Consider the following 23,927-nt stretch of genomic DNA (forward strand, 5'->3'; position numbering starts at 1 on the left):
ACTCTACCGCGTGCGCCGGGAACACACGAGAGTCAACGGGCTAGTCTGGGCGCATGACAACTCGTGCCAACGAACTCACCGCCTTGGTCACCGGGGCTACTGCCGGACTCGGCGCTCAATTCGCCCGCCAGCTGGCCGAATCCGGCCACCACCTCGTCCTCGTGGCCCGCGATGAAAGCCGGCTGCGGGCAAGCGCGGAGGTGCTTGAACGGGACTTCAGTATCTCGGTGGAGGTCCTGCCCGCAGACTTGACCTCCGACGTCGGGGTTGCAGCTGCCGTGACCAGGCTGCGGGACGCTTCGCGGCCCGTGGACGTGCTGGTCAACAATGCCGGAATCGGGCTGCTGAACTCTTTCGAGAAGAACGATGTGGAAGACGAAAAGCGGCATTTGCGGCTGCATGTCCAGACGCCGATGGAGCTGTGCCACGCGGCGTTGGAGGTCATGTTGGCGCGAAAGTCGGGCCGGATCATCAACGTCGCCAGCGTTGCGGCGTTCGCGAACCGGGGTAGCTATTCGGCAGCCAAGGCTTGGCAGGTCAGCTTCAGCCGTTGGGCGAACACTGCGTACGCGGACAGCGGTGTGAAGGTTACCGCGGTGTGCCCGGGCTTCACCCACACGGAATTCCACGATCGGATGGGCATGGACAAGTCGGTGGCTCCGCGTTTTTTGTGGCTGAAGGCTGAGCGCGTTGTCCGGGAAGGCTTGGAAGACAACGCCAAGGGCAAAGGGGTATCCATCCCGACGAAGCGCTACAAAGCGATCACCGCAGTCATGCGCTTCCTGCCGGCGAAGCTTACGTCGGGTCCGCCTCGCCTCGCCGCGAAGCAACCCGGGCCCGCGAAGTAAACCGGGGCGCCTGGACCAGCACCGCCACCGCAATCCCGATCACGGCTCCCACGAACGTCTCCACCCCGCGCTCCAGGACGAGCACGCCAGGATCCGCGGGCGCCGCCAACTGGGTCATGAGCAAGATGACCGGGGTGAAGAAGACCATGGCCCAGCCGTAGTGCCGAGCCATGAACAACTCGGTGGGGAACTGGAAGCCGATCACCAGCAGGGCCAGGATGATGGTGGTTTGCCCGGGGAAATACTGCAGCGGAGACAGTGGTCCCGGAAAGAGTACGACGGCGACAATCGCCAATCCGAGGAACGTCCCCACGATGCGGTGGATGCCGCGGTGCAGGCGGCTGGGCATATCGGCTCCGGCCAGCGGAACGGCTGCCGCAGCCATGGCCCAGTGAGGGTGTCCGCTGCCCGTGAGCACTCCGCAAGCACCGGCCGCGCCAACGGCAAGCACATACCGGGCCGCGTGCAGTCCGGCTGCCCGGCGCAGCTGCGCCGAGGACACCGGAATGTCCCGCACTGCGCCGCTCTCCCACACCCGGTACCGAAGCCACCCGATAAAACCCACCACTATCGAGAACGCTGCCGATGCCGCGCAGATCAGGACCGCAGCAAGGAACGGGATGTGCGCGGGAACGGAAGCACATGCGCCCAGGGCCAGGATTCCGAAGAACGGGCCATTGGGCTTGAGCCGTACCTTGTCCGAGAACAGCGAACCCACACCCGCCAGGAGCGCCTCGATCACCACCAATCCCCATGAATGGATATGTGAGACGGACAAGAACGTGCCCACCGAGACGCCGGCTAGGAGTACCGCCGCGGCCTGGGCCTGGTGCTTGAGCCGCAGTTGATGCGACTCAGCACGGCCGTACATGCCGGTCAGGGCGCCGAACACGGCGTAGATGATGAGGTCTGCACGGCCAACCGCGAGAAGCACAAGTGCCGGGACGGCGACGCTCAGTGCGACGCGGACGGCAGCAAGGTGATCGTCGCTTGCCGGCGGGATCCTATGAAGGGCGCGTGCATGGGCCAAGATTGATCGCAACGGGACACCACCAATCAATTCAGCCGATCAATTGGGAAGTTATCAGCACCCCAAGATCCGCGCCATTAGCTGGGTCACAACGTTTCTCTGTGCGTCCCCACCCAACTGACTCGCAGTTGTTGTCGTTTTGGCGCCTCATAACGACAACAACTGCGAGTCAGTTGGGTCGACGGGTGTTTCGAAACGGTGGCAGGATCGAAGCATGACTGTGTCGTTCACATGCCGTACGCATATCGGAATGGAGCCCGGGGAGCTCTTCGACCTCGCCCGCAATGTCGACGCGCACGTCGGCTCCATGGCCAAGTCCCGGGAACGTGCTGTTGCCGGCGTCGTGTCCGGGCTGCTCTCGGAAGGCGACGAGGTCACCTGGCAGGCTTGGCATTTCGCGGTGCCCCTGCGGATGAGTAGCCGGATCACCCGGTTGCGCTTTCCGGATTCGTTTACGGACGAGCAAGTGCGGGGTCCCTTCCGTTTCTTCCGGCACGTGCACGAGTTCCTTCCCGACGACGGCGGCACACTCATGATCGATCGCGTCGAGTTCGCGGCGCCCTTCGGCGTCGCGGGCAGGCTTGCGGAGAAAGCTTTCCTGGGGCGATACCTGCAAAACCTCATCGAACAGCGCAACGAATACCTTGCCTGCCACGGTGCCGCCGCATGATCAGGGCGGCCCGCGCGGACGAATTGGAATGGCTTCGCGGAATCGAATTCGCCGCCGGGGAGATATTCCGTTCTTGCGGAATGGACGCCATCGCAGACGACGAGCCGTTGACCGTCACGGAGCTAGCTCTCTACCAGGCGCGCGGCGGTGTTTTGGTGTTTGCCGACGCATCAGACGTACCCGTGGCCTATCTCCTGCTTCAACACCTCGACGGAAATGCGCACGTGGAGCAGTTGAGTGTCCACCCATCGCATGCGCGGCGAGGCCTCGGGAGCGAGCTGCTGGACGTCGCCGAAAAGTGGGCACACGCCGAAGGCTTGGAGTGGCTTACCCTGACCACTTTCCGCGATGTTCCGTGGAATGCGCCCTACTATCGCAGGCTGGGTTTCGAGGAACTGGATCCGGAGATGTTGGAGGACGGACTCCGGGGCATCCTGGAATGCGAGGGCTTGGTGGGCCTGAGCCGTTGGCCGAGGATCGCTATGCGGCGGCGTGTCAGATCAATCCTCACCCAAGGGAATTCTGTCAGTCTGTATTGACACCGTTCATGCTGTCAGTTCAAACTGACAGCATGAATGGTGATGAGCTGACTTCCCACATCCCTGCGACGGACCCGGCAATCGGCCTCCGCGCGGTGGGTGCCCTGCATCGCTTGGCCGAAAAAGTCGAGGCCACCAACGTGGCCATTGCGCGGCAGCAGGGCTGGTCCTGGGAGCAAATCGGCGATGCTTTGGGCGTCTCCAAGCAGTCGGTCCACGCCAAATACGGAAAGTGAGGCTGCCATGTTTGAACGATTTGCCGGCGAAGCCAGGACCGCTGTCCATGCCGGCGCCGAGGAAGCCAAAGGCCGCGGAGACCGCAGAATTGGCACGGACCATTTACTGCTGGGATTGCTCCACGACCCCGAGAGCTGCCGGACTTTGGAGACGGACCTGGAGTCGGCCCGCGCCCAGCTCGATGCCCTCGACCAGCAGGCGCTGGAAGCCGTGGGCATCACGTTGGGGGACTTCGGCCCGCTGGATGCGCCCAAGGGAAGCAGCCGAACCACCTTCACGTCGGCCGCCCGCTCAGTCATTCAAGACTCCTTGGTATTGACCACCCGGGAGAAGGCCCGCAGGATCACCACCCGGCACCTCTTGCTCGCGCTGCTGGAACGGCACGAACCCGATCCGGCCGCCGTCCTGCTCAATAAGCTGGGCGTGGACACGGCGGCACTGAAGGCCCGGCTCCAGGACCCGGGATCCTAGGCTGACTGTCGTTGCGGGCTCCGATAGTACAGCTCCCCGAAGTAGTGTTCCGCCGTGGCGGGTGGGTCCGCGCCGGGTGAATTGCTGGTCAGCCGGCTGGCAGCGGACAGGTGGAAGCCTGGCAGGGGCGGGGCTGTGGATCGGTAGGTATGTCCCGTTGGGGCGCGGATGTCCAGGACATGCCGTGTCCCGGGGCGTGTTTGTGTTGTCTTGGTTTGTACTGTCCAGCCGGGGAGTTCCTTGGTGTGGTTGCAGGGTGCGGTCGGTCATGACGAGCTGGACTTCCACGCCGCTGATGCCTGCGGGGGTGCCGGTGGTGCGTTCGACGAGGGTGTCGGCCATGATCTGGCCCCGGGACCGGGTCTCCCCGGAAGAGCGGAGGGTGTCGGCCTGCCGGGACAGGGCCGCATGCACCGCGACGCCCTGGGCAACGGGAAGCAGGGCGGTCAGATAGGTCATGGTGTCCGGTGCCGGGCGGAGGCTGACGTGCCGTTCGGTGGCGGCGTGGCTGGCGCGCTGGGTGACGGAGCGGGGGTCCCGGCGGTAGGCCGCGGTCTTGGCCGCGGCGATGATGGCCTTGTCCCCGGCGCCGTCGAAGGTCCCGGTGTCGGCGGCGAGTTCCTCGTCCACGGCGCAGCGGTCTTCGGCACTCAGGCAGGCTGTTTCCTTCACGAGCAGGGTTGCCCGCCACTCGTTCAACTGCCCGGTGTCGAGGGCGGCGAGGGTGTGCGGCATTTCGCTCACGAGGGCTTTGGCGAGTCCGTGGAGCCTGGATCCGCGGGCCGGTGATTCCCGTCGGGCCAACGCGATCTGCGCTCCGACGCCGCGTCCCTGTTCCTCGGCCGGTACACCCGCCGCGGCGTCGGCGCTGCGTTGGGCGGCATCGAAGGCGACGGCGATTCGGGCCTGCGCGGCTGCGGCCGCGGACTTGAGATCCTCCAGGGCACGCAACTGGCTGATCAGTTCGGTGCCGCCGGCGCCTGGCCGAAGCGATTTCACGGCATTGATCAGCTCTGGCACGCGGACGCGCAGAACAGCAGCCTCCGGAACCGCATCGCCGGACGGCGCGCCCGTCCCCATCAGCTGTGTTCCCCGGTTCCCGGCCATAACCAAAGCATTTCAGGGACCTACGACAGTATTAGGTCGAAGATCACATGCCAGCCGAAAGACCCTGAAATCTGCAGATCGTCGACCCCTATCCCGCAACCAGCTCAACCTCGTAGCCGTCGGTATTCACCAGATAGGCAGCGTAGTGGTCGGGCCCGCCGGCGTGCGGATATTTGCTCTCGAACATCTCGTACCAACCGGAATCCGCGCCGAGCTCCCTGAGCCGGTCCACGTTCTCCCTGGTGCCGGCATGGAAGGCGAGGTGGTTGAGCCCGGGCTCCGTCCTGCGGTGCGTGCTTCCCGTGAGCGCCGTGGACTGTTCAATCACGATGTACGTGCCTCCGAGTTTCCAACTGCAGCCATCGGGCCACTCCTGGAATTGTTCGTAGCCCAGTTCGGCCAGCAGCCAGCCCCACTCTTCCTGCGCCCGGCCGACGTGAGGCACCCAAATTTCTACGTGGTGCAGCGAACCCACCGGAACATCAGCCATGCGCAGAGTCTACGTTTGCCGGGAGTCCACGGGAATGCCGGGCAACTCCACCACAAATGCCGCGCCGCCCTCAGGCGCAGCGCGCACGCTGATGCGGCCACCCATCCGCTGCACGATCCTTGCGGCGATGGACAAACCCAGTCCGCTTCCAACAGGCCGTTCTCCGCTGTATCTGGCAAAGAGCGCACCGCGTTCAAACGCGACGGCGGCATCCGCCTCCGTGAGGCCAGGTCCGCCGTCGCGCACTTCAACGGTGAGCCCGCTGCCGGAAAGGTAGGCGGCGAGCACAACGGGAGCCCCTTCCGGTGTCACGCGCAGGGCGTTCTCCAGCAAGCCGTCCACCACTTGGCGCAGCCGCTGGCCATCGCTGCGGACCGGCAAGGGCCCAAGAGGCAGTTCGAGCCGTCCCGCGACCCCGTTCTGGACGCATACCGCTTGCCAGGCCTGCCAACTCTCGCGCAGGATCAAGGATGCGTCCACGGGCTGCAGTTCCACGCGGAAATCGTCGGACTCGAGCCGAGCCAATTCCAGGAGATCGCGGACAAAACGGTCCAGGCGGTTGGTTTCGGCCACGAGGGTCCGCCCGACCCCGACCACGTCGTTTCCGCTGACCACGCCATCGGCAAGCGCCTCGGCGTAGCCCCGCAGCGCGGTCAGGGGTGTCCGGATTTCATGCGAAATGGAAAGCAGGAACTCGCGTTGGCGCCCCTCGCTGGTCCGGAGCGCGGCGTCGAGGGCCGCCAGCGCTTGCGAAACCTCCACCACTTCGGCCGGGCCGCCTGGCGCCACAGCCACGGATCGTTCACCGGCCGCGAGCCGATGGGCCGAATGTGCCGTTCGCACCAAGGGCCGGCTCAACCATTGGGCCAACAGGCCGCCCGCCACGATGGCGAACACGAGGCAGACCGCGAGGGCGATCAGCATTCGGCTCAACAGGGGAGCGGCGGCGGCGCGGATCTCGGACACGGGCTGAGCCAGAACAACGCCACCGCCGGCCGCCAAGGGCCGGGCCTCGAGGACCACGGTGTTCTGCGGACCGTTCACCGACGTCGAGACCGACTTTCCCGCGAGGACATCCGCCACTGTCCTGGCATCCACCAGCCTTGCCCCGCCGCCTGTCACGCGACCGTCGGTGCTGATTTGCGCTAGCCTCGCGCCGTGCGTGAGCAGATCCGCGCGAAGGTCCTGCAGGCTTCCAATGCTTGACTGCTTGCTGAGGGAATCGGCCTCAACCGCGAGGTACTTCTTGGCTTCGTCCACGGCCGTGGCGTTGACCAGTTGCGCGGCCAAAAGGCCGGCAAGTACGACGGCGACAGTCGCGACGGCGGCGATCACCGCCGTCGTGCGACCGGCCAGTGTGCCGAACCAGCGCCTCACGTGGCTCCCCCGGCAGAGGGGCGGGGGCCGGACGATTGGGAAGCTGCGGCGGAATAGCCGACCCCGCGGCTTGTCGCGATGGGGGAGTGCTCGCCGAGCTTGGCACGGAGCTGCGCGATGTGCACATCCACGGTCCGTCCGGCGGCGTAACTGGCCTGCCCCCACACGGCGGACAGGAGCTGCTCACGGGAAAAGACCCGGCCAGGCTGGGCCATGAGGTATGCGAGGAGGTCGAATTCAGTGGCGGTCAGCGTGAGTTCCTCGGTGCCGGCGCGTGCGGTCCGGTTCAGCGGATCCAGTTCGACGCGGCCCAAGACCAGTGGTTTGGGACGCGGGGATCCTTCAGTCCGGCGCAGGACGGCCTTCACCCGGGCGACCAGTTCGGAAGGCGAAAACGGCTTGGTGAGATAGTCGTCCGCGCCCAATTCCAGGCCAAGGACGCGGTCCACTTCCTCATCGCGGGCCGTGACGAACAGCACGGGCGTCCAGTCCTCTGCCTGCCTCAATTGCCTGCAGAGCTCGATTCCGTCCATGCCGGGCAGCCCGACGTCGAGGATCACCGCGACCGGTTTGAGCCGTTTGATCTGTGCCAGCGCCGAAATCCCGTCCCGCTCAACGTGTACGCCGAACCCCGCGCGGCCCAGATAGAGGCGCTGGATATCGGCAATCGCCTGTTCATCCTCGGCAATCAGCACCAATCCGCGGCTGTCTTCCATGCGTCCATTCAACAGCACGGACGGAGCCCTTGGAGCGTCGTTGTCAGCCGGTGGCGACGGTTTTACATTCCTCGAACATTGGCCGAACAATCAGTTCACGCGGCGGGACCAGAGTGTGGTGAAGAGCGCCGGAGGATCGACCGCCGGCCGGAACAAAGGACACGGACCATGAACAACAGCACCCCGAACTCCAGTACCCCCGCTGAAGGCCGCAAGCGCACCAGGGCCCGCACCGCCGTCGTCGGCGTCCTGGCAGCCGGCCTCCTGCTGGGCGGCGGCGTGATCGCCGCCAACGCGGCCACCTCAAACGGCACGAGTACGACGGCGGCAGCCACCTCCCAGCCCGCGGCGACGGCGGCCAAGACGGCTCTAGGGCGCCACCCGCTCGCGGCCGGCCTGCGGTTCTTCGTCAACGGCGACAGCAGCAAGCCGGGTTACGGTCAGCGCGCCGCGAAGATCGCCACCTTCATCCTGGACAATCGCCCGAAGCTGGCCGCAAAGCTTCCAGCAGCCCTGCAGACGGACTTGAAAGCGCTCAAGGATGCTGCGGACGGCGACCGGGTCGCGAAAGCCACCCACATCAGGGACACCGCGCTGAACGGCGGCTACGGCCCGAAGATCCAGGCGCAGGCAAAGCGGATTCAGGAGCAGAAGGCCGACCGTAAGGCCTAAGCGACAAGGCTTAAACGACGGCAAGGCTGGTTATTTGTAGCGCCGCTACGAATAACCAGCCTTGCTCTGCTGACGCGGGCCGCCCGCAGCCCGCGCCCGCTGTGTGCCTAGGCCGGGACGGGGTCCCGGTCCGGCTCCGTTGCTACGAGGGTGCCGTCGTCGAACGGCATTTCGTCCAGGTCGATCAACGGGTTGGTGTCCTGGGTGGCCACCAACTCGCGAGCCTCGGCCGGGGTGTCCACACTCGGCATGGAGCCCGGGAGCGGACGCTGCGCGGATTCGCGCAGGAAGTATATGGCGATTGCGCCAACAACGGACGTTCCCATGAGGTAATACGCAGGCATCATGTCGTTGCCGGTGCCCTGGATCAACGCGGCGACAATGAACGGCGTGGTGCCGCCGAAGATCGCAACGGAGAAGTTGTAGGCGATGCCCATTCCTCCGTAGCGGCTCGAGGTTGGGAACAGTGCCGGCAGCGCGGAAGCGAGGTTGGCTACGTAGAACGTGACCGGGAAGGCGATCAGGGCCAGGCCGGCAAGCGTGGACCAGATATCGCCGATGCCGATCAGCAGGAAGGCCGGAACGGCGAATACGACCGTGCTAATGGCGCCGATCCACAGTACGGGCCGGCGGCCGATCCGGTCGGAGAGCTTGCCCGTCAGCGGGATGCAGACAGCCATGATGACCAACACGGGGATGGTCAGCAGCGTGCCGTGAACGGGGTCGTAGCCCTTGGACTCGGTCAGGTACGTGGGCATGTAGGAAGTCAGCATGTAGCCCACGGTGTTGGCGGCGGCGGCAAGGATCATAGCGAGGATGATCTGGCGCCAGTAAGCCTTCACGATGCCGATGGGGCCCTTGGCTACCGCGGCGTCGCCTGCTGCGGCGTCGGCGGCGAGGGCTTCCTGGGCATCCAAAGTGGCTTGGAACTGGGGTGATTCTTCGATCTTGCTACGGAAATACACCGCAATGACGCCGAGGGGACCAGCCAGGAGGAACGGCAGCCGCCAGCCCCAGTCCTCCATGGCCGACTGGCCGATGGTGAGCTGCAGGATCGACACGAGGGCCGCACCAAGGGCGAAGCCGATGTAGGAGCCCATATCCAGGAAGCTCGCGAAGAAACCGCGGCGCTTGTCCGGAGCATATTCGCTCACGAACGTCGTGGCGCCGGCGTATTCGCCGCCGGTCGAGAAACCCTGGACAAGTTTCAGGAGGACGAGCAGCACAGCCGCCCAGATGCCGATTTGTGCGTATCCAGGCAGGAGTCCGACGGCGAAGGTGCTGGCAGCCATCAGCAAGAGTGTTGTGGCGAGCACCTTCTGGCGGCCCACCTTGTCACCGAGCCAGCCGAAGATCACGCCGCCGAGTGGCCGTGCCACGAAGGTTGCGGCGAATGTTCCCAGAAGGAACAGGGTCTGCACGGACTTATCGGCCTCGGGCAGGAAGACCGGCCCCATCGTGGTGATGAGGTAGCCGAACACGCCGACGTCGTACCATTCCATGGTGTTGCCGACGATCGTGCCGCCGAGTGCTTTTTTCAGCATGGGCTGGTCAACGACGTTGACGTCGGATACCTTGAGTCGACGGCGTGTTGGAAGTTTCAATTTTGAGGCACCGCGTGGCGCGGTCTTGCTCGTTGCAGCGGCGTTCCTAGCGCCTGCTGAAGAGTCGGTAATGCTTCGGTCTGTGGGCATTTGTGTTTCTCCTAGGGAGATCATTTGCTTGCGACATACAGCTGCTCCGCTCTGGGCAGGGTGTCAATTTTACGCGAGAATCGCCGGAACCGAGAGTCGGAGTCCGAATTTCAGGGCTATTCCACCCCCTTTTCGGGGCAAATGTCTGACATCCATTTGCCCCCTACAGCCCCGGAATCACGCGGATTTTGGCGCGCTCCGGGCGTGCGTTACCAAATTGTTTGGTTCAGGGGCCCGAAACGCACAGTTTGCTGATCATTTCCGGTGGGTTTCCCGTAGTTTCCCGAGCACCACCGTGGCATCGAATTCTTCGGAATGGACGACAAGGGCGGACAGCCCGGCGTCCCCGAACAAGGCAGCCGTCGTCGGGGCCTGCCAGATGCTCGTTTCGATCAGCAGCCGGCCCCCGGGAGCCAGCCACGACGGAGCCTCTCTGGCGATCCGGCGCTGCACATCCAAACCATCCGAGCCGCCGTCGAGCGCCACCCGCGGTTCATGCAGCCGGGCCTCCGGCGGCATCATCCCGATCGAGTCCGTAGGGACGTACGGGGCGTTGGCCACCAGGACGTCCACCCTGCCGCGAAGAGTGTCCGGCAGGGCCGAAAAGAGGTCGCCTTCATGCACTTGGCCGCCCGCCAGCCCGATGTTTCGGCGGGCGCAGCGGACCGCCGCGGGGTCGACGTCGGCCGCGTGAAGCTCAATGCCGCCCACTGCGGCAACCAAGGCGGCACCCACGGCACCCGAACCACAGCAGAGATCGACGACGACGGCGCCCGGCCGGGCGAGGCGGGCCGCCTCCTGGACGAGGTGCTCGGTGCGGCGGCGGGGGACGAAGACGCCAGGTTCCACCGTGATGTGTTGGCCGCAGAACTCAGCCCACCCCAAGAGGTATTCAAGGGGCAATCCTGAGGCGCGTTGTCCGAGCAACCGCTCAAGATCCTCGGGGGTGTGCGCCGCGGCGATGAGGAGCCGGGCCTCGTCTTCGGCGAAGACACAACCGGCAGAACGGAGCCGGGCTGTGACGGCGGAATGGGAAGGCTGGAACGCGGGTGCTGACATGGGAGAGTCTTTCGGGGTACCGAGGGGTGCTCTCCGGGCCATGCTAGCCGAGAGCGAAGGCGGAGGCCATGCGTGAAACAGCCTCGACAAAAAGCCGGGGTTCACAAACACGGCGAGGAGTGTCTAGGGTGGGTGCATGGGAACACTGATTTTTGAATAGACCAGCCGATCCCGGTTCGTCGCAGATGCCCGCAAGGCACTGACGACGTTTACCGGCACCGCTGAGTTTGAACCGACAAAAATCCACGCCTGTTGAGGCTTCGCCTCCGTGCCGTTTCTGTTGCTTTTGTTAGACCCAGGGTCTCGCAGCGGACGTCGCGTCCCGATACCTCCTCCGGCAAATCAAGAGCTTCAAAGGAGTCCACTGCATGACACCGAATACACCCGAAACCGAAGCCGGGCAGGAACCAGTAGCGCAGGAAACCGACGCCCCGGCTGCCGGTGTCCGATCCAAACTGACTGACGCGCAGAAGGAGATGCTGGCCAGCAAATCCCGTGGCGGGGCAGCGAACAGCTGGCAAAGCACCGGAAAAGGACACAAGCCCACTCAAGCGAGTGGCAAGCTGGCCAAGTCCGAGAAGAAAGTCCGCTGGTAGATCCTGCAGACAAGCGGACCGCTCCCACCTAATATGGAAAATCCCTTCGTTTCAATGCAGAAAGGAAGAACAATGGCTGCGAAGCACGTTGAGCAACAAATCAACTCCGAGGTGGCCAGCCACTTGGTCGAGTCCATGGATAAGGAGCCCATGCCGGCCCCTGCAACTGTGGCCATGGCCCTCGGCTCGACCCAAGGACAGGCCTGGCCGGATGGTAGCGGCAAGATCAGGCACCCCAAGGATCGCGGCGCCAGCCACGGCCGCGTCGGCCAACAGGCGGCGGTCACCGCGGTCCACCGCACCAGCCGTCCCCAGCTGCCGCACTCCTCTTAGGAATATTCGCCCTCCTCAGCCCAACTAGCTCGCACTTAATGACCCTTCTATGGTTCGTCAAGCGTGGCTGGGTGTTGGGTTTGTGTTGTTGAGTGTTCGGTAGATCCGTCGGGCGAGATAGCGTTTCACGCACCGGCGGATCTCCCTTTTGGTCCGTCCTTCGGCTTGTCGTTTCTGGACGTATCCGATGGTCTCGGTGTCGAAGGTCATCCTGCTGAGGGCGATCATGTGCAGGGCTTTGTTCAGGGTTCTGTCGCCGCCGCGGTTGAGCCGGTGCCGGACGGTGTTCCCGGAGGAGGCCGGGATCGGGCTGACCCCGGCCAGGGAAGCGAAGGCGGCCTCGGAACGGACCCGGCCCTGATGGGACCACGCGGTCAGGCAGATTGCGGCGGTGACGGGACCGAATCCGGTTTCCTGCAGCAGGGGCGCGGCTTCGCTGATTTCGACCAGTTCGGTGATCCGGGAGCCGTTGGTTTTGATGTCCGCGTCGAGTTCGCTGATGTGTCTGGCCAGCCGGACCGCTTCGGAGCGGGCAACGGACAATGCCAGCGGTTCTTCGCGGGCCCGCCAACGGGAGACCTCGGCGATCTGGGTTCCGGTCAGGGGTTTGCGGGCGTCCAGGCCCAGATCGTTCACCCTCAGGAGCGCGGTCAGTGCGTTCACGGACCGTGTGCGCTCGGTGGTCATGGACTCCCGCGCGGTGACCAGGACCCGCAAGGCTGCACGGATCCCTTCGTTCAGCCGCGGGCGGCGCAGCTGCTGCTCCCGGAGGGGCAGGACGGCCGCGGCGATCCGGTGCGCGTCCAACACATCGGACTTGCCGACTCCGCGGTGGGTGCGGGCGTCCATCCGGGCGGCTTCGGCGACCTGGTAGCCGGCGGCGCCGACGGCACCGGCGAGCAGGGCGCCATAGGACGCGGCGCCCTCGATCACCCACAGGGTCCCCAGATCGGCGCCGGTGCGGCGCGCGACCCAGGCGATGGCCCGGTTGATGCCGGCGCTGGTGGTCGGGAAATCCCGGGTCTGGAGCAGTTCCCCGGTAGCGGTGATGATGGCGTAGACATGGTTTTTGGCGTGGGTGTCGACGCCGACGACAAACGGGTGGGAATGCGCAACGATAGTCATAGCGGTTCCGGCACTTTCCTCTATTTCGCGGATATGGTCAGGGCCGCAAACGGCCGGTACCAGTCCGGGTAGAGGTCACTTCGGAACAGCACTGTGACGAGCCACGCCCCGTCAAACAGGGCGGGCAACCTTCTGATCAAGTCACCGAGGTGGGCCGGGCAGGTACCGGCCGCCCACCCCGCGGACGGACAAGTCACTAAAATGGCACCCCGACGGGGCCAGCCGTTATGTGAGTCACGACCGCAGGGCGGAACGGCCAGCACCTACTCTGCCAGCCAGTCCCAGACCAGCCACTCCAATCCTCACAGTCGTTATGAGCCCTCATAACGACATTAACTGCGAGTCAGTTGGGCTGAGCTACGTGCGCGGGCGTGCGGGGCGTGCGCGGGCGTGCGCGCGTGGGGGCTGAGCTAGGCGCGCTCGACGTCGGCCGGAGACTTGTCGGGGCGCCAGCCGCGCCAGACGGGATGGCGCATCCTCTCCGTGCCGGTCCAGTCGCCGAACGTCACCTCTCCCACGAGCTCGGGGGAAACCCAGTGCGCGGTGGCGGCGTCCTCGGCGGGGATGTCGCGGAAGGGGGAGTCCGGGCGGTCGAGCCCCTGCATGCGCTTCAGGATGTCGCGCAGCTGCCAGTCCTTGAACCCGGTGCCTACCCGGCCGGCGTAGCGCAACTTGTCGCCGTCGGGAATCCCCACCAATAACGCCCCGATGGTTCCGAGCCTCGCCCCGGCGCCGGGCCGCCAGCCACCCACCACCACTTCCTGCGTGCGTTCCAACTTGAGTTTGATCCAGGACCTGCTGCGCCGTCCCGGTTGGTACCGGCTATCCGCGCGCTTGGCCATGACCCCCTCCAAGCCAAGCTCGCTGGCGCTCGCCAGGATGTCGTCGAGGTCATGTTCGAGGATCTCGGATACATGGATAGGGGAGCCCTGGGCCGGCAGCTTGGCACTGAAGGCCGCCAGCCTGTCCCGGCGCTCGCTGAGCGGCAGGGAGGCGAGGTCGGCGCTGCCTTGGGATCCGGCGTCGTACAGGAGATCGAACACCATGAGCTGCACGGGGACTGCGGCCCGGGCGCGTTCGACGTCGCCGGGTTTGAAGAGGTTCATCCGCTTCTGGAGCAACTCGAAGCTGGGCCGGCCGTCCTTGCTGAGTGCGACGATTTCGCCGTCTGCCACGAAGTCGTGGTCAGGCCAGTAGCGCGGATCCGCCAGTTCGGGATAGGTGGGAGTCATGTCGATCCCGGAGCGGCTGGTCAACCTGATCTTGCCGCCCGAACCTGAAACAATGGCCCGGAATCCGTCCCATTTGAGCTCAAACAACCAGTCGCCGGAGGAGACATCGGCGGGGGCTCCGGATGTTGCGAGCATGGGCGCGTAGCTGGGGGTCCCGTTCGGTTGTGGCTGGGCGTCGGGCAACAGCACCGTCCGGTGGCCCGTTTTGTCCTTCATCAGGTGGATCAGCCACTGAGACGGCGACTCCCCGGTGTGGATGAGCGCAAAGCGCCGGGTGCCGTGCAATCCGCCGCCGGGCTTGCCTGTGAGGGTGGCGATGACTTCCTTGCCGTCACGCCATTTTTCGCACTCGAACTTGCCGCTGTCCCAGATGCTGACTGTCCCGGCCCCGTATTCGCCCTTCGGAATGATGCCCGCGAATTCCGCATACTCCATCGGGTGGTCCTCAGTCCGCACCGCGAGATGGTTCTTGTCCGGAGTGTCCGGCACGCCCCGCGGCAATGCCCAGGACGCAAGGACTCCGTTGTGCTCCAGCCGGAAGTCCAGGTGGAAACGGCGGGCATGGTGCTCCTGGATGACAAAGATTCCGCCGGGCGGATTGGGTTCCGCGTCCGCCTGGAGCGGGCGCGAACCGGGTTGGTGCTCGACGGCGGGAAATGGTTCGGGCGTCCGCTGCGGGTTGCGCTTCTCCACGTAGCTGGCCAGCCGCGGGCTTACCGCGGTGCTCCCGACGGCGGTGCTCCCGACGGTGGTGCCCCCGCCGCCGGTGCCCCCGCGCTCGGGCGCATGCCCCGACCGCCCGGCCGCCACCGCGGCGAAGGGGTCCTTTCCCTCTTTGACGCGCTTCATGACGGCCGTGAAGTCCAGATGCTCGAGTTTGGGGGAGGCGAGTTCATGCCACGTCCTCGGTGCAGCGACCATCGGGTGGGCACGACCGCGTAGGGAGTACGGGACGATGGTGGTCTTGTTCCCGCTGTTCTGGCTCCAGTCCACCAGCACCTTGCCGCCGCGCAAGGTCTTCTTCATGTCGCTGACCACGAGGTCCGGATGGTCAGCCTCGAGCGAGCGCGCCAACTCGTGCGCGAACGCGGAGACCTGCTCCCATTTGCGGGTGCCATCCAGCCCGGCGTAGAGATGGATCCCCTTGCTGCCGCTCGTCACAGGGACCGGATCGAGGCCGATGTCCTCCAGGATGCTTCGCGCCAGCTTGGCGACTTCCACGCATTCGGGAAGGCCGGTACCGGGACCCGGATCGAGGTCCAGGACAAGGCGGTCCGGCGGCAGCATGGTTCCGTCGGCGTCCACTTGCCATTGCGGCACGTGGATTTCCAAGGCCGCAATCTGGGCCAGCCAGGTGAGCGTAGCGAGGTTATTGACGAGCGGGTAGACGTTGCTGTGGTCCCTGTGCTGGATGGTGACCCGGGGAACCCACGACGGCGTCGAATCGTCCAGGTTCTTCTGGAAGAACATCTGTCCGGGATCCGATGTGGTCCCTACTCCGTGCACCCAACGCTTCCGGGTGGCGGGCCGGTTGGCGGCAGCCGGGATCAGGAACGGGGCTACGGCGGCATAGTATTCGAGCACTTCGGCCTTGGTGGTGCCAGTCTCCGGGTAGATGATTTTGCCCAGGTTGGTGAGCGTCAGTTCGTGGCCTTCGACGTTCACGCGTTCCTTCTGGCTGATTGCCACCTCTTCACCTCCGCCTTGTTGTGATGTTCACTTAGTGCATGAGGGCCATATGGAAGGGTTCTATCGCGTTCGGGCTGGTCAACGTACCCGTCAAGCTCTACAGCGCCACCGAGGACCACGATGTCAGTCTCCATCAGGTCCACAACAAGGACGGAGGCCGCATCCGTTACCAGCGGAAGTGCGAAATCTGCGCCTCTGTTGTGGATTACGAGGATATCGACAAGGCCTACGAAGAGGAAGGCCGTACCGTGGTGCTGTCCGCGGCCGATTTGAAGTCGCTGCCCGCGGAGAACAGCCGCGAAATCGAAGTGGTGGAGTTCGTTCCGGCCGAGCAGTTGGATCCCATCATGTATGAGCGGCCCTACTACCTCGAGCCGGATTCCAAGTCGCCCAAGGCCTACATGCTGCTTCTGCGCACACTGCAGGATACTGAGCGCGTGGCCATTGTGCAGTACGCCCTCAGGCAGAAGACCAGGCTGGGTGCGCTGCGGGTACGTGGCGACGTGCTGATGCTGCAATCCCTGCTCTGGGACGACGAGGTCCGCGAAGCCAACTTCCCGTCGTTGGAAACCGACGTCAAGATCTCGGACAAGGAGCTCGAGATGTCCTCGGCCCTGGTGGACTCCATGGCGCGCGACTTCGAGCCCGAGCAATACACCGACAACTACCAGGTTCAATTGCGCCAACTGATCGCGGCCAAGCTCGAAAAGGGAGACTCCATCGACACCGAGGAGACGTTCGGTGTAGCAGCCAGCGAAGGGGAAGGCGGCGAGGTCATCGACCTCATGGAAGCCCTCAAGCGGAGCCTCGAGAAGAAGCGCGGCAAAGAGGCCAGCGGGTCGTCCGCCGCCTCGTCCACCGAAGAGTCCGACGACGGCGCCACCGCCAAGGCGGCCAGCAAGCCGAGGGCGAGGGTCAAGAAAGCCTGACGCGCCGCCGTCGTGCGCTCGGCGAAAAACGGACATGTCCTTCGGAGAGCCTAGTGGTTTCGCAACGCCGAGATCAGCGCGGATTTCTTCTTGCTTGAGTACCCTGTGAGCCCCAGTTCCTTGGCCCGGGACCTCAATTGGGGCACGGTCCAGTCCTCATAGTCACCCGAGATGCCACCACGATGGCCGATTTCCTTGCGGCCCTCCTTGGCGGCGGCATTCGAGATTCTGGCGGCCTTTTCCTTCGAGGCGCCATCCTCCCGGAGGCTTTCGTAGAGTTCCGGATCCTTGAGGCTGGGATTCTTCTTGTTCGGCATGCGTTCCTCTTTGGGTCAGGATCCTGGCTAAGACGGCAGCTCCATCCGGAACCCGCAGCGGCACTGCAACACCTTTGTGGCCAGGTACACATCGAGCAGATCGACAGCGGGGTCCTCAGTGGACATTGGCGCATACACGCTGTGGAATCCGGTTCCCGAAATCTGCATGGGTTCGCCGCAATGGATGAATTCGCCGCCGAATTGCAGCACGCCGCACTTTATTCGTTCCGCTCGGGGGCGAGGCGCGCCGTCGGGAACAATGGGGTCAGAGACAGTCGGCATCGACCTAACTCCTTGAACCGGGAAGTGCGGCTCCCGCGCGAGGCAGAAGCCGCACTTCGGGCTGATTTAGTCCTTCTTGAAAGCGTCCTTGACCTTTTCGCCGGCCGACTTCAGGTCGCTCTTGCTCTGATCCATCTTGCCTTCGGCTTCGAGCTTCTCGTTGCCCGTCAGCTTTCCAGCCGCTTCTTTGGACTTGCCTGCAAGCTTTTCTCCGGCGTTCTGGATCTTGTCATCTGCACCCATGGAGGTACTCCTTTTGCTGGTAAATGGATTACTTCATTTCGCCAAGTCATGTGGGGCCTGGCCGGAAGGGGCCAGGCGCCCTAACTGCCGTTGTCGGTCAAACGCCGTGTGACCGGCGGCCGGACATAAAGCTAAGGAGCCAGCCGATGGCCGCGACGATCAGGAGGACAACGCCGACCCAGAGGAGCCAGCTCACGGCCTGCGAGAATCCGCCGACGAGCAGAAGAACGATTGCCACAACGCCTGCAATGATCAGAAGAGTGTTCACAATGACACATTCCTTACTTCAGCGGGACCGCCGGCAAGCGCCCGGGTCCCTTGCGATGTATTCGGTTATCGGTTCGCTTGCGAACCGTGGTTCCCCGCCAGGCCCCCAGGCCCCGTGCAAGGTCTTTCTATAGCGGATGCCGCCCCGATTTTCGGGGTTTTCATCCGGAGGGACCGGCATCGACTTCCTCCATGGTACTACTAAGCACCCTTATCAAATCAAGTACTAAGTACACTTATGAAAATTTTTGGATATCGTCATAGGGTGAATGGAAGGGCGTGTGCCGGTTCCAGCGCACGCATCGGATGGTCGTCTAGGAGGAGAAAACGTGAAGGCATCGCAAACTCTGGCAGATAATCTCCAGCTGGTCCTGACGGATCTGATTGAACTCCAGCTCCAAGGAAAACAGGCCCATTGGAACATCGTTGGCGCAAATTTCCGGGATCTGCATCTGCAACTTGACGAACTCGTCGCGGCCGCCCGGGAGTTCGCCGACGAAACCGCCGAAAGGATGCGGGCGCTCCATGCCCTTCCCGACGGCCGGAGCAGCACCGTCGCTACCTCAACCAGGCTGGAGCAATTCCCCGCGGGATTGACCAAAACCAAGGACGCCGTGAAGCTGATCACGGACCGTCTGGAGCGGACGGTCCAGACCATGCGTGATGTCCACGACGAAGTAGATGAAGAAGACCCCACGACGGCGGACCTGCTCCACGCGTTCATCGCCCGTTTGGAGCAGCTCGCCTGGATGATCAGTGCCGAGATCATGTCCGCGAATGCGTCCGTGGCGGACCCGCAGGAAGCCTAGAAAGCCGGGATCCAGGCAAAGGGCGGCAGGCATGCCACGGCTCCGCCGCAGCAAACCCGGCACTCCCGGCATTTCCCGGCGAAGGTCCGGCCGCGGATTCAGCTACTACCATCCGGACGGATCGCTTATCGCGGGTTGGGAGCGCAAGCGCCTTGACTCGCTGGCGATTCCTCCTGCGTGGTCCGATGTCTGGATATGTCCGTTCGAGAACGGGCACATCCAGGCAATGGGAGTGGACGACGCCGGCCGGAGCCAATACATCTACCACCCGGAATGGCGTGCCCGCCAGGATATTGAAAAGTTCGCCCGGGCTGCGCGGCTCGGGGCCCTCCTGCCGCAGGCGCGCCGTATGGTCTCCCGGCATCTGCGGGAGTCAGCTTCGGAGAAGACCAAAACCTTGGCAGCGGCCGTGCGGCTCATGGATCTCGGTGCCTTACGCGTTGGATCTGATGGCTACACGCGCAGCAACGGCTCATATGGGCTCACCACGCTCAGGTGCAAGCACGTGAAGGTCAGCGGGGATACGGTTTCCCTGCATTTCCCCGGGAAAAGCGGTCAAACCTGGGATTCCACCATCGAGGACCCTGTGCTGGCCCGATTCCTCGGACCCTTGGCGGGCAGGCCCGGCAAGGAGTCCCTGCTGGTCTTCCATGAGGGTGAGGGCAGCGTCTGCCTGAATGCCGCGATGGTCAACGAGTACCTTCGCCACCTCACCGGCGGCGACTATACGGCCAAGGACTTCCGCACGTGGAAAGGGACCGCGGCAGCCGGCATGGCGCTCGTTGGCGGATCGAAAGTGCCGGCCCGCCAACGAGTCCTCGAGGCGATCAAGCAAACCGCCGGACTGCTCGGCAACACGCCCACGGTGGCGAGGGCGGCCTACGTCGATCCGCGCGTCGTCGAGGGTTTCCTTGCCGGTGAACTCGAACAGCTCAAGGCCACCGAGTCGGAAATTGCGGCCTACCTGAATAATCTGCCCTGAACTAACAATGAGCATGCTCCCCGTTGGCTGCGAGGGATGGACAAATTAGGAATATGTCCATCCCTGAGTGCCAAAGGAGAGCATGCTCAGTGGGGTTACTCGGCGTCGTGGTCCGTTTCGAGGATCTTCACGAGACGGTCCAGGGCTTCGTCGGCCCCGGCACCTTCGGCGCGCAGCACGACGACGTCGCCGAATGACGCTCCAAGGCTCATGAGGGACAGGATGCTGGCGGCGTCCATGGCGTCGTCGGCGGGCTCGCCTTCGCGGGCGATGGTGACCTCGATGTCCAGCTCGCCGGCGGCTTCGGCGAAGATGGCTGCCGGGCGGGCGTGCAGGCCGACGCGGCTGGCGATGGTGGCGGTACGTTCGGACATTGTTGCTCCTTCGATTGTGGGCTTGGGGAAAGTCTAGAGACCCAGCTCGTCCAGGATAGGCAGCTGGGCGCGAACGGCTTTGCGCGCGGCGGATGCACTCGGGGCGGCCAGCGCCGCGGTCGCGAGCTGTTGGGCCTGTGCCACGGTGACGGTTGCCAGGACAGCGGAAACGGCCGCCAGGGCGCGTGCACTCATGGAAAGCGTCGCGACGCCCAGTCCAACGAGTACGACGGCGAGGGCGGGGTCCGCGGCTGCCTCGCCGCACACTCCCACAGGCCGGGCGGTGCCACCCGCGCTGGCGGCAGCAGCGCCGTCGGCGGTCAGCTTCACGAGCTGCAGCACGGCGGGCTGCCAGGGATCATTGAGCGCGGCCAGCGGGCCGAGTTGGCGGTCCGCGGCCATGGCGTACTGGGTGAGGTCGTTGGTTCCGAGCGAGGCGAAGCTGACTTCGCGCAGCACGGAGGCGGCGGTCAGGGCAGCTGACGGGACTTCGACCATGACGCCGGGGGTCTTCAATCCGGCGGCTGAGCAGAGGGCTGCGAAATGCGCGGCTTCCTCGGCCGTGGAGATCATGGGTGCCATGACCCACACTTCTGCCTGGTTGTTGATCTCAGCTGCCGCGATCGCCGCCAGCTGGCGTTCGAGGACCCCGGGGGAGGTGAGGTCGGTGCGGTACCCGCGGACACCCAGCGCAGGGTTGGGCTCGTCCGCGTTGGTGAGGAACGGCAGGGGCTTGTCAGCGCCGGCGTCGAGGGTGCGGACCACTACCTTCTTGCCCGGGAACGCGGCGAAGACGGCGCCGTAGGCGGCAATCTGTTCCTCGACGGTGGGTTCGTCGTCGCGATCAAGGAAACAGAATTCGGTGCGCAGCAGACCGACGCCCTCGGCGCCGGCGTCGGCGGCTTTGACCGCGTCGGCGCCCGTACCGACGTTGGCGAGCAGCGGAACCCGGAACCCGTCGGCCATGACGTTGCTCCCGCTGAAGGCGGCAATCGTAGACGCCTGGTTGGCCCAAGCCTTGGCCGCAAGGCGGAGTTCTTCGCCGGGGTCAACAGTGATGGTGCCGGCGGCGCCGTCGAGGTAGACCTCGGTGCCGTCCCGGATCTCGTCGACCCCCGGGGCGGCGACGATCGCGGGAAGCCCGAGGGCGCGGGCCAGGATGGCGGTGTGGGACTGCGGGCCGCCGCTTGAGGTGATCAGCGCGATCACCTTGGCGGGGTCCAGGGTGGCGGTGTCTGCCGGGGCGAGGTCCTCGGCGGCCAGGATGAACGGAACGTCCGACGCCGGGATCCCCGGCGCGGGCAGCCCGCGCAGTTCAGAGACGATGCGGGCGCGGACGTCCAGGACGTCGGCCACGCGCTCTGCCATGTAGCCGCCGAGGGCCTTCAACGAGTCTGCAACCGTGGCAGCTGCCTCCCAGATGGCCCGTTCGGCGGTACGTGCGCCGCCCGGAGCCTCGGGGGAGAGGAGCCTGATGGCCGATTTCACCAGCATGGGATCGGCGGCCATCAGGGCGGTTGCTTCCAGGACCTCTTTGCCTTCGCCGGACGCTGTGGCGGCTCGGGCACGGAGTTCCGCCTGCACGGCCTTGGCGGCATCCTTGATGCGCTGGCCCTGCGATTCGACGGTTACGTCCGCAGGAATATTGGCTGCTCGGGACAGCTGCGCTGAAGGCTCTTGAACCGGCTTCGGCATCTGCCGCACCGGCCCCAGAACACGCCCGGGGGCAACGCCTACACCTGAAAAGGTCTGCATGGATTAGTCCTCTATTTGCTTACTGACGGTGGGGTCAGGCTGCGACCGGAACAGGAGCTTGCTCCGCCTCAACCGGCGTCCGGACTGCCCAACGCTTGAGCGCGAGCAGGACCAGGGCGGTGATGACCACGCCGACTGCGATCGCGGCGAAGAACAACAGGAAGTTGTTCATGGCGAAGAAGACGAAGATTCCGCCGTGGGGAGCCTGCGAGGTGACCCCGAACGCCATGCTCAAGGCGCCTGTCACTGCGCCGCCAACCATGCTGGCGGGGATGACACGCAGCGGGTCTGCAGCGGCGAACGGAATCGCCCCTTCCGAGATGAAGGAAGCCCCCAGCAGCCAGGCGGCCTTGCCGTTTTCACGCTCGGCCAGGCTGAAGCCCTTCTTGTTGAGCACGGTTGCCAGTGCCATGGCCAACGGGGGCACCATGCCGGCTGCCATGACGGCGGCCATGATCTGCCACGGAGCCTGGTTGGCTACGCTTCCGGCTCCGAGACCGGCCACGGCGAAGGAGTAGGCAACCTTGTTGACGGGACCGCCCAGGTCGAAGCACATCATGAGGCCAAGGATGATGCCCAGAACGATGGCAGAAACGCCGGTCATGCCGGAGAGCCACGCGTTGAGGCCCTTGGTGATTGCAGCGATGGGGCCGCCGAGAACCAGGAACATGAGCCCGGATGCAACGATCGAGGCCGCGAGCGGGATGATCACCACGGGCATGAGGCCGCGCAGCCAGCGCGGAACCTTGAAGGTGCCGATCCAGTGTGCCGTGACACCAGCCAGCAGGCCGCCTACCAGACCGCCCAGGAAGCCTGCGCCCATGTAGCCGGCAACAGCGCCGGAGACAAAACCAGGAGCGATGCCGGGCCGGTCCGCGATGCCGTAAGCGATGTAACCCGCCAAGGCGGGGACGAGGAAGCCAAGGGACAATGCGCCGATCTTGAACAGCACGGCGCCTAGGTATGCGCCCAGTGGGCCCCAAGCGTGCGCGGGGAAATCGGTGGGCAGGTTGCCAAGCGTGTTCGCTCCGAGGATCTTGTCGGCGGCACCGGCAATCTCGTAACCGCCCAGGAGGAAGCCCAAGGCAATGAGCAGGCCACCGCCGGCGACGAACGGGATCATGTAGCTGACACCGGTCAGCAGGACCTTCTTGACCTTGGTGCCGAAGTGCTCGCTGGCGGCCTCTGATGCGTGTTCGGCGTTCTCTTCGGCGCCGAAGTGCGGAACGCGGTGGGCGTGCGGGTCGGAGGCGGCGGCAATGGCTTCGTGAACCATCTTGGCCGGCTCGTCAATGCCACGCTTGACCGGCGCGTTGATGACCGGCTTGCCGGCGAAGCGTTCCTTGCCGCGGACATCGACGTCTACTGCGAAGATCACGGCGTCAGCCGCGGCAATGACAGCCGGGTCCAACGCGGTGAATCCACCCGAGCCCTGGGTTTCCACCTGGAGGTCGACGCCCATCTCCTTGGCGGCAGCCACGAGGGAGTCGGCTGCCATGTAGGTGTGGGCGATGCCGGTGGGGCAGGCCGTGACGGCGACGATGCGCCTGGGGCCAGCCGACGAAGCGGCACGGGCCGAAGCCGGTGCCTCGGCGCCGGGTGCTGCCGATTCTGCCGCATGCGCAGCCGGCTTGTCGGCCAGCGCGCCTTCAACCAGGTCGACAATGTCCTGCTCGGTGGCAGCCGCGCGGAGGGCCGCCGTGAAGTCCTTCTTGATGAGGGAACGGGCCAGCTTGGAGAGCAGTTTCAGGTGCTCCTGGTCCGCTCCTTCCGGGGCAGCGATGAAGAAGATGATGTCCGCGGGGCCGTCCTTGGCACCGAAGTCCACTTTCTGGGAGAGCCGGGCCATCGCCAGGGCGGGTTCGGTCACTGCGATTGAGCGGCAGTGCGGGATGGCGATGCCGCCGGGTACGCCTGTGGCAGTCTTCTGCTCGCGGGCGAAGGCGTCCGCGAAGAGCCCTTCAACCTCGGAGGCGCGCCCGGCTGCGGCAACCTTGCCTGCCAGGAAGCGGATGACATCGGCGGGGGAATCGCCGAGGTTCTGGTCAAGGGAGACCAGTTGGGGGGTGATGAGCTGGGTCACT

26 protein-coding genes and 1 pseudogene are annotated in these 23,927 nt (G+C 64.9%); 11 read left to right on the forward strand and 16 right to left on the reverse strand.

The window, feature by feature from the left end; translation table 11 throughout:
* Positions 1-53 precede the first annotated feature (53 nt).
* On the forward strand, positions 54-848 hold the full coding sequence (locus ACSKT0_RS00945) for an SDR family NAD(P)-dependent oxidoreductase (RefSeq protein ID WP_437772103.1): 795 nt from the start codon (positions 54-56) through the stop codon (positions 846-848).
* Here ACSKT0_RS00945 and ACSKT0_RS00950 read toward each other — a convergent pair.
* Entirely contained in the window at positions 796-1,878 is a 1,083-nt protein-coding gene (locus tag ACSKT0_RS00950; protein ID WP_437772104.1) for an FUSC family protein, read from the reverse strand. The two genes, ACSKT0_RS00945 and ACSKT0_RS00950, sit on opposite strands and share 53 nt — an antisense overlap.
* Before the next feature lie 214 nt (positions 1,879-2,092).
* On the opposite strand from ACSKT0_RS00950, the gene ACSKT0_RS00955 reads away from it, so the two are divergent.
* The 4 genes and pseudogenes from ACSKT0_RS00955 to ACSKT0_RS00970 all read left to right on the forward strand — a co-directional run.
* Complete coding sequence (locus ACSKT0_RS00955; RefSeq protein WP_437772105.1) at positions 2,093-2,548, forward strand: SRPBCC family protein; 456 nt, start codon at positions 2,093-2,095, stop codon at positions 2,546-2,548.
* The gene (locus ACSKT0_RS00960) at positions 2,545-3,087 is read left to right on the forward strand and encodes a GNAT family N-acetyltransferase (protein ID WP_437772106.1); all 543 of its coding nucleotides are present in this window, start codon (positions 2,545-2,547) and stop codon (positions 3,085-3,087) included. Before ACSKT0_RS00955 ends, ACSKT0_RS00960 begins: the two co-directional genes overlap by 4 nt.
* Before the next feature lie 32 nt (positions 3,088-3,119).
* Positions 3,120-3,323: a hypothetical protein gene (locus tag ACSKT0_RS00965; RefSeq protein WP_345447984.1), complete on the forward strand. Its 204-nt coding sequence runs from the start codon at positions 3,120-3,122 to the stop codon at positions 3,321-3,323.
* A gap of 7 nt (positions 3,324-3,330) precedes the next feature.
* Positions 3,331-3,729 (forward strand): annotated as a pseudogene (locus tag ACSKT0_RS00970) (Clp protease N-terminal domain-containing protein); the annotation flags it as partial.
* On the opposite strand, the gene ACSKT0_RS00975 reads toward ACSKT0_RS00970, so the two are convergent.
* From ACSKT0_RS00975 to ACSKT0_RS00990, 4 genes are all read right to left on the reverse strand, one after another.
* Positions 3,616-4,902 carry a DUF222 domain-containing protein gene (locus ACSKT0_RS00975; protein ID WP_437772107.1) on the reverse strand — a complete coding sequence of 429 codons (1,287 nt, stop codon included), beginning with the start codon at positions 4,900-4,902 and terminating at the stop codon, positions 3,616-3,618. The pseudogene ACSKT0_RS00970 and the gene ACSKT0_RS00975 sit on opposite strands and share 114 nt — an antisense overlap.
* A gap of 88 nt (positions 4,903-4,990) precedes the next feature.
* Positions 4,991-5,392, reverse strand: a complete 402-nt coding sequence (locus ACSKT0_RS00980) for a VOC family protein (protein ID WP_437772108.1) — start codon at positions 5,390-5,392, stop codon at positions 4,991-4,993.
* A gap of 9 nt (positions 5,393-5,401) precedes the next feature.
* A complete protein-coding gene (locus tag ACSKT0_RS00985) occupies positions 5,402-6,769 on the reverse strand; it encodes a sensor histidine kinase (RefSeq protein WP_437772109.1) in 1,368 nt (455 codons plus the stop codon).
* Positions 6,766-7,485 (reverse strand): response regulator transcription factor, encoded by a 720-nt coding sequence (locus ACSKT0_RS00990; protein WP_437772110.1) that lies wholly within the window; start codon positions 7,483-7,485, stop codon positions 6,766-6,768. Before ACSKT0_RS00990 ends, ACSKT0_RS00985 begins: the two co-directional genes overlap by 4 nt.
* 168 nt (positions 7,486-7,653) lie before the next feature.
* Between ACSKT0_RS00990 and ACSKT0_RS00995 the strand changes: the two genes are divergently transcribed.
* A complete protein-coding gene (locus ACSKT0_RS00995) occupies positions 7,654-8,157 on the forward strand; it encodes a hypothetical protein (RefSeq protein ID WP_437772111.1) in 504 nt (167 codons plus the stop codon).
* 107 nt (positions 8,158-8,264) lie between these two features.
* On the opposite strand, the gene ACSKT0_RS01000 is transcribed toward ACSKT0_RS00995, so the two are convergent.
* Together ACSKT0_RS01000 and ACSKT0_RS01005 are read right to left on the reverse strand one after the other, a co-directional pair.
* Entirely contained in the window at positions 8,265-9,851 is a 1,587-nt protein-coding gene (locus ACSKT0_RS01000; RefSeq protein WP_437772112.1) for an MFS transporter, read from the reverse strand.
* A gap of 255 nt (positions 9,852-10,106) precedes the next feature.
* The gene (locus ACSKT0_RS01005) at positions 10,107-10,910 is read right to left on the reverse strand and encodes a putative protein N(5)-glutamine methyltransferase (protein WP_437772113.1); all 804 of its coding nucleotides are present in this window, start codon (positions 10,908-10,910) and stop codon (positions 10,107-10,109) included.
* Positions 10,911-11,278: 368 nt separating this feature from the next.
* On the opposite strand from ACSKT0_RS01005, the gene ACSKT0_RS01010 reads away from it, so the two are divergent.
* Entirely contained in the window at positions 11,279-11,506 is a 228-nt protein-coding gene (locus ACSKT0_RS01010) for a hypothetical protein (protein ID WP_437772114.1), read from the forward strand.
* Between the two features lie 72 nt (positions 11,507-11,578).
* Positions 11,579-11,839 (forward strand): hypothetical protein, encoded by a 261-nt coding sequence (locus ACSKT0_RS01015; protein WP_437772115.1) that lies wholly within the window; start codon positions 11,579-11,581, stop codon positions 11,837-11,839.
* Between the two features lie 57 nt (positions 11,840-11,896).
* Here the strand turns inward: ACSKT0_RS01015 and ACSKT0_RS01020 are convergent, their stop codons facing one another.
* Positions 11,897-12,964 (reverse strand): IS110 family transposase, encoded by a 1,068-nt coding sequence (locus ACSKT0_RS01020; protein WP_437770106.1) that lies wholly within the window; start codon positions 12,962-12,964, stop codon positions 11,897-11,899.
* Positions 12,965-13,374: 410 nt separating this feature from the next.
* On the reverse strand, positions 13,375-15,885 hold the full coding sequence (locus tag ACSKT0_RS01025; protein WP_437772116.1) for an ATP-dependent DNA ligase: 2,511 nt from the start codon (positions 15,883-15,885) through the stop codon (positions 13,375-13,377).
* 38 nt (positions 15,886-15,923) lie between these two features.
* Here ACSKT0_RS01025 and ACSKT0_RS01030 point away from each other — a divergent pair, with 38 nt between their 5' ends.
* Entirely contained in the window at positions 15,924-16,814 is an 891-nt protein-coding gene (locus tag ACSKT0_RS01030; RefSeq protein WP_437772117.1) for a non-homologous end joining protein Ku, read from the forward strand.
* 50 nt (positions 16,815-16,864) lie between these two features.
* Here ACSKT0_RS01030 and ACSKT0_RS01035 read toward each other — a convergent pair whose 3' ends face one another.
* The 4 genes from ACSKT0_RS01035 to ACSKT0_RS01050 form a co-directional block, all read right to left on the reverse strand.
* Positions 16,865-17,131, reverse strand: coding sequence for a DUF7218 family protein (locus tag ACSKT0_RS01035; RefSeq protein ID WP_437772118.1), 267 nt, complete (start codon positions 17,129-17,131; stop codon positions 16,865-16,867).
* Between the two features lie 27 nt (positions 17,132-17,158).
* Positions 17,159-17,413, reverse strand: a complete 255-nt coding sequence (locus ACSKT0_RS01040) for a hypothetical protein (RefSeq protein ID WP_437772119.1) — start codon at positions 17,411-17,413, stop codon at positions 17,159-17,161.
* 66 nt (positions 17,414-17,479) lie between these two features.
* Complete coding sequence (locus ACSKT0_RS01045) at positions 17,480-17,656, reverse strand: CsbD family protein (RefSeq protein ID WP_234754057.1); 177 nt, start codon at positions 17,654-17,656, stop codon at positions 17,480-17,482.
* Between the two features lie 97 nt (positions 17,657-17,753).
* Positions 17,754-17,924 (reverse strand): DUF2207 domain-containing protein, encoded by a 171-nt coding sequence (locus tag ACSKT0_RS01050; RefSeq protein ID WP_139359614.1) that lies wholly within the window; start codon positions 17,922-17,924, stop codon positions 17,754-17,756.
* A 328-nt stretch (positions 17,925-18,252) separates the two neighbouring features.
* Here ACSKT0_RS01050 and ACSKT0_RS01055 point away from each other — a divergent pair, with 328 nt between their 5' ends.
* Together ACSKT0_RS01055 and ACSKT0_RS01060 are read left to right on the forward strand one after the other, a co-directional pair.
* Positions 18,253-18,732 carry a Dps family protein gene (locus ACSKT0_RS01055; protein ID WP_437772120.1) on the forward strand — a complete coding sequence of 160 codons (480 nt, stop codon included), beginning with the start codon at positions 18,253-18,255 and terminating at the stop codon, positions 18,730-18,732.
* Between the two features lie 31 nt (positions 18,733-18,763).
* The gene (locus ACSKT0_RS01060) at positions 18,764-19,714 is read left to right on the forward strand and encodes a DNA topoisomerase IB (protein WP_437772121.1); all 951 of its coding nucleotides are present in this window, start codon (positions 18,764-18,766) and stop codon (positions 19,712-19,714) included.
* Between the two features lie 95 nt (positions 19,715-19,809).
* Here the strand turns inward: ACSKT0_RS01060 and ACSKT0_RS01065 are convergent, their stop codons facing one another.
* The 3 genes from ACSKT0_RS01065 to ACSKT0_RS01075 are packed head-to-tail and all read right to left on the reverse strand — an operon-like array spanning position 19,810 to position 23,926.
* Positions 19,810-20,088 carry an HPr family phosphocarrier protein gene (locus tag ACSKT0_RS01065; RefSeq protein WP_059388405.1) on the reverse strand — a complete coding sequence of 93 codons (279 nt, stop codon included), beginning with the start codon at positions 20,086-20,088 and terminating at the stop codon, positions 19,810-19,812.
* A gap of 33 nt (positions 20,089-20,121) precedes the next feature.
* Positions 20,122-21,843 carry a phosphoenolpyruvate--protein phosphotransferase gene (gene ptsP, locus ACSKT0_RS01070; protein ID WP_437772122.1) on the reverse strand — a complete coding sequence of 574 codons (1,722 nt, stop codon included), beginning with the start codon at positions 21,841-21,843 and terminating at the stop codon, positions 20,122-20,124.
* A 34-nt stretch (positions 21,844-21,877) separates the two neighbouring features.
* The gene (locus ACSKT0_RS01075; RefSeq protein WP_437772123.1) at positions 21,878-23,926 is read right to left on the reverse strand and encodes a PTS fructose transporter subunit IIABC; all 2,049 of its coding nucleotides are present in this window, start codon (positions 23,924-23,926) and stop codon (positions 21,878-21,880) included.
* Position 23,927 lies beyond the last annotated feature (1 nt).

The organism is Arthrobacter sp. KNU40 (genome assembly GCF_051515115.1).
Classification (GTDB): Bacteria; Actinomycetota; Actinomycetes; order Actinomycetales; family Micrococcaceae; genus Arthrobacter.

Coding starts and splice junctions, on each gene's coding strand:
- ACSKT0_RS00945 (WP_437772103.1), top strand. CDS start 54: ATGACAACTCGTGCCAACGAACTCACCGCCTTGGTCACCGGGGCTACT.
- ACSKT0_RS00955 (WP_437772105.1), top strand. CDS start 2,093: ATGACTGTGTCGTTCACATGCCGTACGCATATCGGAATGGAGCCCGGG.
- ACSKT0_RS00960 (WP_437772106.1), top strand. CDS start 2,545: ATGATCAGGGCGGCCCGCGCGGACGAATTGGAATGGCTTCGCGGAATC.
- ACSKT0_RS00965 (WP_345447984.1), top strand. CDS start 3,120: ATGAATGGTGATGAGCTGACTTCCCACATCCCTGCGACGGACCCGGCA.
- ACSKT0_RS00975 (WP_437772107.1), bottom strand. CDS start 4,902: ATGGCCGGGAACCGGGGAACACAGCTGATGGGGACGGGCGCGCCGTCC.
- ACSKT0_RS00980 (WP_437772108.1), bottom strand. CDS start 5,392: ATGGCTGATGTTCCGGTGGGTTCGCTGCACCACGTAGAAATTTGGGTG.
- ACSKT0_RS00990 (WP_437772110.1), bottom strand. CDS start 7,485: ATGGAAGACAGCCGCGGATTGGTGCTGATTGCCGAGGATGAACAGGCG.
- ACSKT0_RS00995 (WP_437772111.1), top strand. CDS start 7,654: ATGAACAACAGCACCCCGAACTCCAGTACCCCCGCTGAAGGCCGCAAG.
- ACSKT0_RS01000 (WP_437772112.1), bottom strand. CDS start 9,851: ATGCCCACAGACCGAAGCATTACCGACTCTTCAGCAGGCGCTAGGAAC.
- ACSKT0_RS01005 (WP_437772113.1), bottom strand. CDS start 10,910: ATGTCAGCACCCGCGTTCCAGCCTTCCCATTCCGCCGTCACAGCCCGG.
- ACSKT0_RS01010 (WP_437772114.1), top strand. CDS start 11,279: ATGACACCGAATACACCCGAAACCGAAGCCGGGCAGGAACCAGTAGCG.
- ACSKT0_RS01015 (WP_437772115.1), top strand. CDS start 11,579: ATGGCTGCGAAGCACGTTGAGCAACAAATCAACTCCGAGGTGGCCAGC.
- ACSKT0_RS01020 (WP_437770106.1), bottom strand. CDS start 12,964: ATGACTATCGTTGCGCATTCCCACCCGTTTGTCGTCGGCGTCGACACC.
- ACSKT0_RS01030 (WP_437772117.1), top strand. CDS start 15,924: ATGAGGGCCATATGGAAGGGTTCTATCGCGTTCGGGCTGGTCAACGTA.
- ACSKT0_RS01035 (WP_437772118.1), bottom strand. CDS start 17,131: ATGCCGAACAAGAAGAATCCCAGCCTCAAGGATCCGGAACTCTACGAA.
- ACSKT0_RS01040 (WP_437772119.1), bottom strand. CDS start 17,413: ATGCCGACTGTCTCTGACCCCATTGTTCCCGACGGCGCGCCTCGCCCC.
- ACSKT0_RS01045 (WP_234754057.1), bottom strand. CDS start 17,656: ATGGGTGCAGATGACAAGATCCAGAACGCCGGAGAAAAGCTTGCAGGC.
- ACSKT0_RS01060 (WP_437772121.1), top strand. CDS start 18,764: ATGCCACGGCTCCGCCGCAGCAAACCCGGCACTCCCGGCATTTCCCGG.
- ACSKT0_RS01065 (WP_059388405.1), bottom strand. CDS start 20,088: ATGTCCGAACGTACCGCCACCATCGCCAGCCGCGTCGGCCTGCACGCC.
- ptsP (WP_437772122.1), bottom strand. CDS start 21,843: ATGCAGACCTTTTCAGGTGTAGGCGTTGCCCCCGGGCGTGTTCTGGGG.